Here is a 12,761-nt window from a genome sequence, read left to right on the forward strand (position 1 = left end):
GTCCGCGTCTCGTCCATGGCCGCTATCCTTCCCTTCATCCCTGGCGAACTGCCGCACCTCGCCCAGGCGGTCGCTCGCACACTCGAGGCCGGCGACATCGTGGCGGTGCCCACGGAGACGTATTACGGCTTGGCCGTGAATCCGTTCGCTGCCCCGGCGATCGACCGGCTGTTCGCCGCCAAGGGACGCGCGGACGGCAAGCCGCTGTTGGTCCTGATCGGAGAGCCCTCACAGCTCTCTCTTCTCGTGCCGGCCGTCTCTCCGGCTGCGCGGGTGCTCATGGAGACGTTCTGGCCCGGCCCCCTCACGATTGTGCTCGACGCCCATCCGTCGCTCCCCGAGAGCCTCACCGCGGGGACCGGAACGGTCGGGGTGCGGTTGACCGGCTGTGTCCCGTTGCGGCAGTTGTTGACGCTTGTCGGCCCGGTCACCGGCACGAGTGCGAATCCCGCCGGCGCGCCGCCCGCGGCCACCGCCGAGACCGTGCAGCAGACGCTGGGCGACCGCCTCGCGCTGATCGTCGATGCGGGCCGCACACCGGGCGGACTGCCTTCGACGGTGCTCGAGGCGCGGGACATCGTGCGCCTCGTCCGCGCCGGCGCCGTCACTCGACATCAGATTGAGAACGTGCTACAGACACACGGCATTGCGGTGACGTGAGTCAACGCATGAACGCCGTATCTTTCATGACGAGAGGAGGGCCATGATGGTGACGACGCGACAGGCACGGGCGTCTTTCGGAATGGTCGTCGGCGCGGCGCTGATGATCGGTGTGAGCGGCTGCGATTACTGGCCGCCGGCGCTCCAGGCGCAGATCGAGCAGCTGCGATCCGAAACCCAGTCGCTCACGTTGGAGAAAACCCAACTGCAATCGCAGGTGAACGAGCTGGCCAGAGCCAAGCAGGATCTCCAGATTCAGCTCGACGATTTGAGCCGAGTGAATCGAGAGAAGACGGGGACGATTGCGAGTTTACAGCATCAGGTGGATCAGCTGCGGGCCAAGGCGGTGAAGGCGATGGCGCCGAAGGCACCGGCCAAAGCGGCCGCGAAACCGACGACGAAGCCCGTGGCCAAGCAGCCGGCGAAGAAGAAGACGTCGACGAAGAAAACTTAGTGTTGTATCCAGAAAGGTCGTGTCTGAAGCCGCTCACCCTGAGCCTGTCGAAGGGCATACAACTTCAACCGTTCCGTTCGTGGTTCGGCCCGCGCGCCACGAACGGACGTCTTGGACGCAAGACTTAAGACGCCTTGGGAGCCGGCGTCGTGCTGCCGGGCGAAGAAGCCGGTGCGGCGGCGGGCGTTGAGGATGCGGTCGGCGCGCCGCCGTTCGACGACGATGCGGCCCCTGCCGGTGCTGTTCCCGCCTCCGAGGTCCCGCCCGACTCTTTCTTTTGACCGTTGGATGAGGAAGCCGCTTCGCCGGACGGCGGTTTCAGCTTGTCCGAATAATCCGTGATGTACCAGCCGCTGCCCTTGAACATGATGGCCGGCGCCGAGATGATCCGTGTGACCGACTTGCCGCAGCGGGCGCAGACGGCGACCGGCTCTTCCTTGATGCTCTGCTTCAGTTCGAAGGTATACGCACAGTCCTGACAGGCATATTCATAAATCGGCACGACATACCTCCCCTGAGTCCGAGACGCCTCCTACAATAAGACCGACCGTGGAAGAGTCAAGAGTGGGCGCGGTCAGATCGTCAATTTTTCAAACGCCGCCGCGATGCGATCGAGGCCCCGTTGGATCGTCTCCATGCCGGTCGCGTAGGACAGCCGCACGTGGTCCCGGCTGCCGAACGGTTCGCCGGGGACGACCGCCACATGCGCATGCTGCAATAGGTATTGGGCCAGCTGGTGCGGCGTCTCGATGGGGCCGTCGGGACCGCGCCGGCCGAGCACCCCGCGGATGTTCGGAAACGCGTAGAAGGCGCCGTCCGGCATCCGGCACGTCACGCCCGGGATCCGGTTGAGCCGGTCGACCATCGCCGTGCGCCGCCGATCGAATTCCCGGACCATGGCGTCCGTAAACAGAGCGCCCAGCCGTAACGCGGCGACGGCGGCTTTTTGCGAAATCGAACAGGGATTCGACGTGCTCTGGCTTTGAATATTGGCCATGGCGGTCAGCAGCTCTTTGGGCCCGGCGGCATAGCCGATCCGCCAGCCGGTCATGGCATAGGCTTTGGAGACGCCGTTGATGATGACCGTCTGGGCCGCGACGTCCGGGCCGAGCGTGGCGATGCCGACGTGCGTGGCGCCGCCGTACACCACCTTCTCGTAAATTTCATCCGAGATGAGGAGCAGCCGATGGCGCAGCGCGAGCGTCGCGATCGCCTCCAGCGTCGGGCGGTCGTACATCGCTCCGGTCGGATTGCAGGGGCTGTTGACGATGATGGCCTTCGTGCGCGGCGTAATCCGGCGCTGCAGCTCCTCCGGATCGATCGCATACCCCTGCGCTTCGTGCGTCGGCAGCAGCACGGGCGTCGCGTCGTTCAACAACGCTTGATCGGCATAGGAGACCCAGTAGGGCGTCGGAATGATGAGTTCGTCGCCGGCCTCGAGCAACGCTTCGGCCAGGTTGTACAGCGAATGTTTGGCGCCGCACGAGATCAGAATTTGCGATTTCTCGTAGCGCAGGCCCTGTTCCACCCGGAGCTTGTCGATGACGGCCTGGCGCAGCTCGTCGATCCCCGAGGACGGCGTATATTTGGTAAATCCGGCGCGGATCGCGGCTTCGGCCGCCGCCTTCACCGGCTCGGGCGTGTCGAAATCCGGCTCGCCGGACGAAAAGTCGATCACGTCCAACCCTTGCGCCGCCATGGCTTTCGCCGTGGCGGTCATGGCGAGGGTCGGGGAAGGGGCGATGCGGCCGACGCGGGCGGCGAGCTTCATGGTTTGAGACTCCGGATGCGGGCTTGCAGCCGGCGGGCGACCTCCGGATGCAGAAATTCGGTCAACGAGCCGCCGTGAATCGCCACATCCTTGATGATGGTGGAGGAGAGATAGGAATATTCCTCGCTCGGCATCAGGAAGACCGTCTCGACGGTCTTGGCGAGTTTGCGATTGATCAACGCCATTTGAAATTCGTGCTCGAAATCCGAGATTGCGCGCAGCCCGCGGATGATCGCGTGCGCGCCGGAGCGCTCCACGTAATCCACCAGCAGCCCCTCGAACGACGTGACCTCGACCTGCCCCACGTCCTTCATGACGAGCTTCACCATATCAAGGCGCTCGGCCAAATTGAAGAGCGGATGCTTGGCCGGATTGGGCGCGACCGCGACGACCACTTTGTCGAACACCCGCAGGCTGCGCGTGATGATGTCGGTGTGGCCGTGCGTGATCGGATCGAAGGTGCCGGGGTAGATGCCGATCTTCATGGCGCGGCTCCCGCCGCCGGCGCATAGAGCGACAGGGACGTGTCGCCGTAGCGGTAGGCGTGAAGGAGCGCCCAGGCGCCGAGGTGCGCCGGCGGCGGAGTCTTCGTCGCATGTTCGATGATCACGCGGGCGTCCGGCGCAAGCAGAGTGTCATCCGCGACGGCGCTCACGAGCGCGGCGAACGCCGGCGCGTCGGCATAGGGCGGATCGGCAAAGACGATGTCGTAGGGTCCGTTCCACCGATCGCGCTGCCTGAGGAATTGCTGCACCGTTTGCGCCCGCACCATGATGTTCTTCGTCAGACCGCAATCCGCCACATTGTGGCGGAGCAACGCGAGCGCCTCGCGCTGGGACTCCACACAGGTCGCCTGCGCAGCGCCCCGGCTCACGGCTTCGATGCCGATCGCGCCGGTTCCGGCGTACAAATCGAGCAGGCGACAGCCGACGACGCGCGGGCCAAGAATGGAAAACAAGGCTTCCCGAACACGGTCAGAGGTGGGACGAAGCGCCGTCCCCCGAGGCCCGCGCAGCCGCCGGCCTCGATGGGTGCCAGCAATGACACGCATATCCCTGGACTTCTGCCTTTCGAAAAGCAGGAGACTCTAACATAGCGATTTTGAAGGGGTCAATAATGAGGAAATAGAGCGGGCGAGTGATGAGCTGCATGGCGATCCGGAAGAGTGCGGGTCACGCGGCTTGGATAATGGCCTTTCCGCAGCGAGAGGAGCGGGCTATAATGGGCGCTCCCGGATCGGCCGATCGTCCAGACCCGATCCGAGCAGGGGCCGGGCGCCGGCGGGCGGATCGGGTGGTGCGGGGGCCGGGGGTGTCAGCGCGCCGCGACCGGCTGGGGCTCACGCGCGGCGAGGCTCTTTCTCCGATTGTTGGAGATCGTGCGATCGATGATCGCGCCGCAGTTGATGCACTTCCAGGCGTAGAAAATGAGAAAGAAATCGGAGAACCGCTCCAGCATCATCAGGCCTTTGCACTTCGGACATTCCATCGAACCCTCCCAGGGTGACAACGTGTACAGCTGGTGCCGCAATCAAGCAAGAGCTGCACCAAATTGTCATGAATCGACAATTCAATGGTTTAGAGCTACGTAGTTGTCTCAGGGGGAAAAAACGGCCCGGTCCGGCAGTACAAAAACGTTCGAGGTGTCATTTTTTTGTGCACTGAGGCGGGGGATTCATGACGGTCAACGGGCACCGGCGGGGAATTACGTACTGGCCTGAAACGGAACGGCCCCGTGAACGGTTGCTCGCCAAGGGCCCGCAGGCGCTCACCGAAGCGCAACTGCTCGCCATTCTGTTGCGGACGGGCCGGCGCGACTCCTCCGCCGTCCAGGTCGCCATGGAACTCCTCCACCGGGTGGGTGGGGTGGGAGGGTTGGCGAAGTGCGGCATCGAGGAGCTCTGTCACATTCCGGGAGTCGGACCGGCGAAGGCGGCGCAACTCAAGGCGGCGATCGAACTGGGCCGGCGGACGCTGGCCGAACCCCTCTCGACCGGCACGCGGATCACCTGCAGCCAGGATCTCTTCAAACATTTCCATCCTACCCTCCGCGATCTCAAACATGAAGTCTTCAAAGTCGTACTGCTCGACGCCAAGCACACCATCCTGAAAGAAGCGACGGTGTCCGAGGGAAGCCTCACGCTGAGCATCGTCCACCCGCGCGAAGTCTTCGCGCTCGCCGTGCGGGAGTCCGCCGCGAGCGTCATTGTTCTCCATAACCATCCGAGCGGCGATCCGACGCCGAGCCCCGAAGACCGGCAGTTGACCGATCGGTTGGTCGCCGCCGGGCGGGTGCTCGGCATTCGCGTCCTGGATCATCTCGTCATGGGCGACGGAAAGTATGTGAGCTTTGCGGATCAAGGCTGGCTCACGGGACAGGGGAATGACTAGCTGTTCACCGACCGGGCAGCGGCCTACATACTAAGCTAAGCGAGAAGGAGCGCGATGCACTAACGCCATTTATTCATTGAGGAGGGCACGCCATGGAAGCACCCCGTGTGGAGCCCGTCAGAAATGTCGCGATTGTGTCCAGCGCCGGCGCGGGTAAGACCTCGCTCAGCGAGGCCTTGCTCTATGTGAGCGGTGCGATTCCCACCCTCGGTTCCGTCCCCCACGGCACGACCGTCTCCGACTTTGAGCCGGAAGAGCTCCACCACCATAGTTCGGCCAGCACCAGCCTCCTGCACTACCGATGGGGCACGATCACGATCAACCTCCTGGATCCACCGGGGGCGCTCAGCCTCCTGGGCGAACCGCTTGCGGCGTTGCGGGCCGTCGATGCCGTGATCATCGTCCTGAACGGCCAGGCGGGGGTCCGCACCGAACTCGCACGGGTCTGGGCCCGCATCCACGCGCTGGCATTACCCTGTTTAGTCTTCGTCAACGGCTTGGATCGGGAAGGCGTGTCCTTTCCGGAGGCCCTGGAGGTCTGCCGGAAACAGTTGGACTGCCCGCCCGTCCCGATGACGCTGCCTCTCAATCCAGGACCCGGGATCGACGCGGTCCTCGACGTCCGTCGCGGGACGCTCATCCGATCCGGGCCGGCGTCGCCCAAAGCCGACCAGCTGCCGATTCCGCCCGAGCTCGAGGGGCTCTATCGCGACGCGCGCAAGCAGCTGATCGAGGCGGTCGCGGAAAGCGACGAACAGCTGCTGGAGGCCTACGTAGGGCAAGGGGACTTGAGCCACGAGGATCTCCTGCGCGGCCTGCGCGCCGACGTCCTGACAAGGCAGTTTCTTCCCGTCTATGCCGGCTCCGCCATACGAAATGTCGGCGTCTGGTCGATCGCGGACGCCATCGAGACGCTTCTGCCCTCTCCCGAGGAGCGGGCGGCCGGCCATCCCTTTGAAGGCCGGCATCCGGAGACAGGGGAGGTCGGTGTCCGCAAGGGGAACGCCACGGAACCGTTCTCGGCCTACGTCTTCAAAACGCTCATCGATCCCTTCGTCGGGCGACTCTCCTACTGCCGAGTGGTGTCCGGGACGGTCCAGGCGGATACCACCGTCTTCAACGCCACGCGGCACGTGCGCGAGAAACTCGGACACTTCTACGCCGTTCTCGGAAAGAGACATACGGCCGTGTCGGCGGCCCGGGCGGGGGAAATCATCGCGATCGGGAAATTGAAAGACACGCAGGCCGGCGACACGCTGTGCCAGGAGAGCGACCCCATCTGCTATCCGGGGCTCGATTTGCCGCGGCCGGTGTTGTCGTTCGCGATCGACGCCAAGTCGAAAGCCGAGATCGACAAAGTCAGCCTGGGTCTGCACAAGCTCATTGAGGAAGATCCGACGCTCGCCTTCGTGCGCAATGCGGACACCAAGGAGATGGTCCTGAGCGGGCTCGGCCAATTGCACATCGATCTGGCGCTGGAGAAGCTCCACCGGAAGTTCGGCGCAGATGTGACGCTCCATACACCGAAAATTCCGTATCGCGAAACGATCAAGACGGCGGCCCAGGCGCAGGGGAAATATAAAAAACAGACCGGCGGACACGGGCAATACGGCGACTGCTGGCTGGAGCTCACGCCGCTGCCGCGCGGGGAGGGGTTCGTCTTCGAAAGCCGGGTCGTCGGCGGGGCGATTCCGCGCAATTTCATTCCGGCGATTGAGAAGGGCGTGGTCGAAGCGATGCACGAAGGCGTGCTCAGCGGCTTTCCCGTTGTGGACGTGCGCGTCGCCGTCTACGACGGGTCCTACCACGTCGTGGATTCGTCGGAAATGTCGTTCAAGATCGCCGGCTCGATGGCGTTCAAAAAGGCGATGGAGAGCGCGCATCCGGTGCTGCTTGAGCCGATGATGACGGTCGAGATCGACGTCCCGACCGACGCCGTCGGCGCCGTGATGGGGGATTTGAACGCGCGGCGCGGGCGGATCCTCTCCGTCCGCGCCAACGACCACGCGGAGCAGATTACGGCGCTGGTGCCGCTGGCGGAAATGCTCAAATATGCGCCGGCGCTGAATGCCATGACGGGGGGACGAGGGAGCTATGTGATGGACTTCGCGCGCTATGAGGAAGTGCCGCGCGAGCTGGCCGGCAAGCTTATCGAGCAGCACAAAGCCGACCGCCAGGCGGTCGCTGCCCATTGATCGAACGTCCAGTTGGTACAGGCTGCGGGTGGACCTTTTAGAGCCTGTCATTCGGTCGATTTGAGGACGACGTAGAACGCGCGGTTCTCGCGGAGGACGCGCAGCAGCACCGTATCGCCGCGCCGGACGCGGGACAGGGCGGACGTGAACTCGCCGACGGAGCTCACCTCGGCGCGATTCACTTCCTTGATCAAGTCGCCTTCCCGCAGGCCTTCGGCGTGCGCCAAGCTGCTGGGCTCCACCTTCGTGATGAGCACGCCTTTCGGCTCGCGCAGTTTGAACTTGTCGGCCAATCCGGCGGTGAGATCCTGGACGTCGAGCCCGAGCTTCATTTCGGTCTTGGCCTGCGGGATGGAGGCCACGACGGCCGCATCCCGGCGCTCGCTCAAAGGGACGTCGAGCACGACATGCTGTAAGTCACGGACGACCTCGATCTTCGATGTGGCACCCGGAGGCAGCGCGCCGATGAGCCGCGACAGTTTGTTGGGCGAATCCACGACCGCGCCGTCGATCCGGATAATGATATCGCCCGGTTTGATGCCGGCCGCCGCCGCCGGGTCTTTGTCGAACACCTCGTTGACTAAGACCCCTTCGCCTTCGTTGACGCCGAACTTCTTGGCGAGCTCGGGCGTCAAGGGCTGAATCCCCACGCCGAGCCAGCCGCGGACCACCTTGCCCTTCGCGATGAGCTGATCGATAACCTGTTTCGCCATGTTCGATGGAATGGCGAACCCGATGCCCTGCGCGAAGTTGATGATGGCGGTGTTGATGCCGATCACCTCACCGCGGAGATTGAAGAGCGGGCCGCCGGAATTGCCGGGATTGATCGACGCATCGGTTTGAATGAAATTCTCATACCGTGACAGATTGATGTTTTCCCGCCCGATCCCGCTGACGACGCCGAGCGTCACCGTCCGATCGAGCCCGAACGGGTTGCCGACCGCGAGCACCCACTGGCCGACTTTGACCGTGGAGGAATCGCCGAACCGCGCGCTGGGGAGCGGCCGATCCGCCGTCACTTTCAACAACGCCAGATCGGTGTCCGGATCCTTGCCGATCACGTGGGCGATCAGCTTCGTCTTGTCGGACAGTCGCACTTCAACCTCGGCGGCATCGCCAATCACATGATTGTTGGTGACGATATGGCCCTCGCTGTCCACGATGAGGCCGGACCCGGATCCCGGCGTGTTGGGCGGAATGCGTTCACTTCCCAGCTCGCGGCTGCGGCCGATCCCTTGCAGCGGAAAGAGGTTCACGACGGAGGGCTTGGCCTGTTCGGCGAGCTCGGTGATGACGGTCTGGATTTCTTCCAGCATGCGGATGCCGGGCGAGTCTTTGAGCCCCACCCCGGCAGCCGGGTCCGCGGTGGCAACCCCGGGGAGCACGAGGCACAGGCTCACCGCGGTCACGCAGGAGCCGATGAAGCGAGATGTCGTCATGCGCGCCCTGTCGTCTATCGAGGCGTCATTGTATCCGAATCCGGGGCGATGTGCCTACTGGCGGCCGGCACACAGTTCATCCCGACTTTGAAACCGTGCGGCTCATGATGGTCGGACCGGTGAACCACGCCGTGACCCGATCGAGGTCCGCTTGCAGGCCGATGAGCACGACGATGTCGTCCGGCCGGAATACCAAGTCCTCGCCCGGAGGCAAGAGAAAGGGCCCGCGCAAGACGGTGGCGATATGGACCGAGGGCGGCCGCGGACAGGCGCGGACGCGCTGGCCGACCGCCGGCGCGCCGCGCGGAACCAAGAGCCGTTCGATGCCGGCCGACCGGAGACTCAGGTCGCATTGCAGGCGCAGCAAATCCTGATGGATCGCTTCAAGTTTGAGCGCGCGGATTTGGGCGTCGATCCGAACCAGCGACTGCTTGAGGTCCTGAACGCGGCCGGCCGCGCGGGTCAGCACGGCATCGAATGCGCTCAGACCTGCATCGGCCTCTCCGCGTACGAGAAACCGGCGGGCGACGCGGTCCACCACGTCCTGACCGACGTCGCCCGCGATCCGGTCCATCCGTTCTAAAAGCATCGCCGCCTGCCAGTGCAGGCGGATGATCTGCACCTTGCGGTTCACACGCTCGGCGATCGCCAGCAGGGTTTCGTAGAGCGCGCTGCCGGTGATCGACAGCTCTTTATGGACGCGGCCCAGTAGCTCAAGACTCATGTCTGATAAGGATGATTATGTTAACTGTCATCTCTTCCGGCTACGCGACCTGCCGCGCCATCTCCCCGGACGACGCTGGTTTCATTTACTCTCCTCCCCCTGCGGCGTCAACCTCCGCGTGCCTTTCTCACCGCCGGTCAGCGTTCTGGAAAGAAACGTTGACACCGGCCGGTCACGCCATGCAACGTACGCCTGTAGCGATCACAGACTGCGCCCAAGGAGATGTTTCGCCATGTCGCTCCATCCATTGGCCGGCAAGCCGGCTCCCGTATCCATGCTGGTCGATGTCCCGCACCTCCTGGCGGCCTATACAGAGCAACCCGATGTCAATGTCCCGCAGCAGCGGGTTTCATTTGGCACATCTGGACATCGCGGCTCATCCCTCAAGCGCAGCTTTAACGAGCGGCACGTTCTTGCCGTGACTCAAGCGGTCTGTGAGTATCGTGCGGCGCAGAAGACCACCGGACCATTGTTTCTCGGGATGGATACCCATGCGCTGTCGCGGCCCGCATTTGAAACCGCGCTCGAGGTCCTGGCGGCCAATCGCGTTGAGGTCAGGATCGACCGAGACGGCGGCTTCACGCCGACGCCGGTCATCTCCCATGCCATTCTGACGTATAACCGCGGCCGAACAGCGGGATTGGCCGACGGCATTGTCATTACCCCTTCCCACAATCCACCGGAAGACGGCGGCATCAAGTACAACCCGCCGGAGGGCGGTCCGGCCGACACGGACGTCACCAAGTGGATCGAGTCGCGCGCCAACGCGCTCTTGGCGGCGCAACTCCACGGCGTCGCTCGGATGCCGTACGAGCAGGCCCGGCGCACGTCCACCGTCCATGGGCACGACTATGTCGGCGCCTATGTCGGCGACCTGGCGCAGGTGATCGATCTGGACGCCATCAAACAGGCCCGGCTTCAGCTCGGCGTCGATCCCCTCGGCGGCTCAGGCGTGGCCTATTGGAAGCCGATCGCCGATCGCTATGGACTGAACATTGAGATCGTGAATCCATCCGTGGATCCCACCTTCCGCTTCATGCCGCTCGATTGGGACGGCAAGATTCGGATGGACTGCTCATCGCCCTATGCCATGGCCAACCTCATCGCGCTCAAAGACCGCTTCGATGTCGCCTTCGGCAACGATGCGGACAACGATCGGCATGGCATCGTGACGAAGTCTGGCGGTCTGATGAACCCCAATCATTATTTGGCGGCCGCCATTTTTTACCTCTTTTCTCACCGACCCGGGTGGACGGTCGGCGCCGGCATCGGCAAAACGCTGGTGAGCAGCAGTCTCATCGATCGCGTAGCGGCCAAACTGACTCGTCGACTGGTGGAGGTGCCGGTCGGCTTCAAATGGTTTGTGCCGGGTTTGCTGGAGGGATCGCTGGGATTCGGCGGGGAAGAAAGCGCGGGAGCGTCGTTCTTACGGCGCGACGGCACCGTCTGGACGACCGACAAGGACGGGATCATTATGGATTTACTGGCCGCCGAGATGATGGCGAAGACCGGGCGCGATCTGTCCGAATGGTATCGGCAGCTCACCGAGGACTTGGGCGAGCCGGTCTACGAGCGGATCGACGCCGCCGCGATGCCGGAGCAAAAGGCGATTCTCGCCAACCTATCCCCGGATCAAGTGAAGGCGACTCACCTCGCCGGGGACCCCATCACCGCCATGCTGACGACCGCGCCGGGCAACGGCGCCGCGATCGGCGGCCTCAAAGTCGTCACGGAACACGGCTGGTTCGCCGCCCGCCCGTCGGGCACCGAGGATGTATACAAGCTCTATGCGGAAAGCTTCCGCGGAAAGGAGCACTTGAAGCGGATTCAGGTGGAAGCGCAAAGCCTCATTGGTCGTGTGCTATCCGGCAAATAAATCAGGAAATCTGTTGCTCCGCATGGTAGGAGCTGCGGACCAGCGGGCCGGATTCGACGTGGTGGAAGCCCATCGCGATGCCCTCTTCTTTCAGCACGGCGAACTCCGACGGGTCATAAAAGCGGGCGACCGGCAGATGGGCTTTCGTCGGCTGAAGGTACTGGCCGATGGTGAGGATGTCGCACTCGACCGCGCGCAGATCGCGCATCACCTCGCGGGCTTCGTCCAACGTCTCGCCCATGCCGACAATGAGTCCCGATTTTGTCGTCATCCCCTCCCGCTTCGCGCTGTGAAGGAGCGCGAGCGACCGCTGATACTTGCCTTGCGGCCGGAGGGATGGGAACAAGCGCCGCACCGTTTCGATATTGTGATTGAGAATCTCCGGCTGTTCCCGGCACACGATGCGCAGCGCGGCTTCATCGCCTTCAAAATCCGGAATCAACACCTCAATGGTGCAGGCGGGGCTCAGCCGTCTCACCTCACGGATGGTCGCGGCGAAGGTGGCGGCGCCGCCGTCGTCCAATTCGTCCCGATTCACGGACGTGATCACGGCATGGCGCAGTCCCAACGCCTGCACCGCCTCGGCCACTCGGCGCGGCTCATCGGGATCGACCGCCTTCGGCCGCCCCGTCTCCACCGAGCAGTAATGGCAGCGTCTCGTACAGATCTCGCCCAGGATGAGAAACGTGGCCGTGCGGGCGTTCCAACACTCCCAGCGATTCGGACAGCGGGCCTCTTCGCAGATGGTGTGCAACCGAAGCCGGTCCATCGTCTGCTTGATATCGAGATAATCCGGGCCGGTCGTCGCCCGTACCTTGAACCACGCGGGTAACCGCGGGCGGTGTGCAGTGCGAAGCTCGTCGACGGGGATCAAACGCATCGGGCTACTCGTTCGCCGCAGAGGGACGGAACCATGCGGCCAGCTTGACCCACCATCCGTTCGCCTGCGGCGCCGGTGGCGGGTCCGGATACTCGACCCAGGGCTCCTGCGAGCCGAGATACTGGCCGGAACGAAAAGTCATTTGTGTGCGGAGCCGGCGATATCCCTCCGCATGGAGCTGCCGGATCAACCGGTGCAGCGCCTCGTCCTGTCCCCGGCACACTTCGGTGGCAAGGCGAAGCGTTTCGTAGCGGAGCACGGCGCGGTAGCCCGCCTCTTCCGGTTCCAGTTCCACGGGACGGCTGAAGCCGCGTTCCTTGTGATCGAAGCCGGCGAGCTGGTATCGGTCCGGGCTGCACGGCCCCATAGACG

At 63.8% G+C, this 12,761-nt stretch carries 14 protein-coding genes; 5 read left to right on the top strand and 9 right to left on the bottom strand.

Annotation, left to right across the window (positions count from 1 at the left end; all coding sequences use genetic code 11):
* Window positions 1-15 precede the first annotated feature (15 nt).
* Entirely contained in the window at window positions 16-660 is a 645-nt protein-coding gene (locus tag NITMOv2_RS09450; protein ID WP_053379631.1) for an L-threonylcarbamoyladenylate synthase, read from the top strand.
* Window positions 661-703: 43 nt separating this feature from the next.
* Window positions 704-1,114: a hypothetical protein gene (locus NITMOv2_RS09455; protein WP_053379632.1), complete on the top strand. Its 411-nt coding sequence runs from the start codon at window positions 704-706 to the stop codon at window positions 1,112-1,114.
* A 124-nt stretch (window positions 1,115-1,238) separates the two neighbouring features.
* On the opposite strand, the gene NITMOv2_RS09460 is transcribed toward NITMOv2_RS09455, so the two are convergent.
* The 5 genes from NITMOv2_RS09460 to NITMOv2_RS23865 form a co-directional block, all read right to left on the bottom strand.
* Window positions 1,239-1,616: an FmdB family zinc ribbon protein gene (locus tag NITMOv2_RS09460; RefSeq protein ID WP_053379633.1), complete on the bottom strand. Its 378-nt coding sequence runs from the start codon at window positions 1,614-1,616 to the stop codon at window positions 1,239-1,241.
* 72 nt (window positions 1,617-1,688) lie between these two features.
* Window positions 1,689-2,885 carry a pyridoxal phosphate-dependent aminotransferase gene (locus NITMOv2_RS09465; RefSeq protein ID WP_053379634.1) on the bottom strand — a complete coding sequence of 399 codons (1,197 nt, stop codon included), beginning with the start codon at window positions 2,883-2,885 and terminating at the stop codon, window positions 1,689-1,691.
* Window positions 2,882-3,370, bottom strand: coding sequence for a pantetheine-phosphate adenylyltransferase (gene coaD / locus NITMOv2_RS09470; protein ID WP_053379635.1), 489 nt, complete (start codon window positions 3,368-3,370; stop codon window positions 2,882-2,884). Before coaD ends, NITMOv2_RS09465 begins: the two co-directional genes overlap by 4 nt.
* A complete protein-coding gene (rsmD, locus tag NITMOv2_RS09475; protein WP_274519527.1) occupies window positions 3,367-3,966 on the bottom strand; it encodes a 16S rRNA (guanine(966)-N(2))-methyltransferase RsmD in 600 nt (199 codons plus the stop codon). Before rsmD ends, coaD begins: the two co-directional genes overlap by 4 nt.
* Before the next feature lie 233 nt (window positions 3,967-4,199).
* Complete coding sequence (locus tag NITMOv2_RS23865) at window positions 4,200-4,373, bottom strand: hypothetical protein (RefSeq protein ID WP_187299418.1); 174 nt, start codon at window positions 4,371-4,373, stop codon at window positions 4,200-4,202.
* A 188-nt stretch (window positions 4,374-4,561) separates the two neighbouring features.
* Here NITMOv2_RS23865 and radC point away from each other — a divergent pair, with 188 nt between their 5' ends.
* Together radC and fusA are read left to right on the top strand one after the other, a co-directional pair.
* On the top strand, window positions 4,562-5,275 hold the full coding sequence (gene radC / locus NITMOv2_RS09480; protein ID WP_053379637.1) for a RadC family protein: 714 nt from the start codon (window positions 4,562-4,564) through the stop codon (window positions 5,273-5,275).
* Window positions 5,276-5,367: 92 nt separating this feature from the next.
* Window positions 5,368-7,470, top strand: coding sequence for an elongation factor G (gene fusA / locus NITMOv2_RS09485; protein WP_053379638.1), 2,103 nt, complete (start codon window positions 5,368-5,370; stop codon window positions 7,468-7,470).
* Window positions 7,471-7,517: 47 nt separating this feature from the next.
* Here fusA and NITMOv2_RS09490 read toward each other — a convergent pair whose 3' ends face one another.
* Entirely contained in the window at window positions 7,518-8,909 is a 1,392-nt protein-coding gene (locus NITMOv2_RS09490; protein ID WP_083447896.1) for a Do family serine endopeptidase, read from the bottom strand.
* Window positions 8,910-8,985: 76 nt separating this feature from the next.
* A complete protein-coding gene (locus NITMOv2_RS09495; protein ID WP_053379639.1) occupies window positions 8,986-9,633 on the bottom strand; it encodes a TrkA C-terminal domain-containing protein in 648 nt (215 codons plus the stop codon).
* A gap of 232 nt (window positions 9,634-9,865) precedes the next feature.
* Between NITMOv2_RS09495 and pgm the strand changes: the two genes are divergently transcribed.
* Window positions 9,866-11,509 (top strand): phosphoglucomutase (alpha-D-glucose-1,6-bisphosphate-dependent), encoded by a 1,644-nt coding sequence (gene pgm, locus NITMOv2_RS09500; protein ID WP_053379640.1) that lies wholly within the window; start codon window positions 9,866-9,868, stop codon window positions 11,507-11,509.
* A gap of 1 nt (window position 11,510) precedes the next feature.
* Here the strand turns inward: pgm and lipA are convergent, their stop codons facing one another.
* Window positions 11,511-12,389, bottom strand: a complete 879-nt coding sequence (gene lipA / locus NITMOv2_RS09505; protein ID WP_053379641.1) for a lipoyl synthase — start codon at window positions 12,387-12,389, stop codon at window positions 11,511-11,513.
* 4 nt (window positions 12,390-12,393) lie between these two features.
* Window positions 12,394-12,756 carry a hypothetical protein gene (locus tag NITMOv2_RS09510; RefSeq protein WP_053379642.1) on the bottom strand — a complete coding sequence of 121 codons (363 nt, stop codon included), beginning with the start codon at window positions 12,754-12,756 and terminating at the stop codon, window positions 12,394-12,396.
* Between the last annotated feature and the right edge of the window lie 5 nt (window positions 12,757-12,761).

It is taken from the genome of Nitrospira moscoviensis (assembly GCF_001273775.1).
GTDB classification, from domain to species: Bacteria; Nitrospirota; Nitrospiria; order Nitrospirales; family Nitrospiraceae; genus Nitrospira_D; species Nitrospira_D moscoviensis.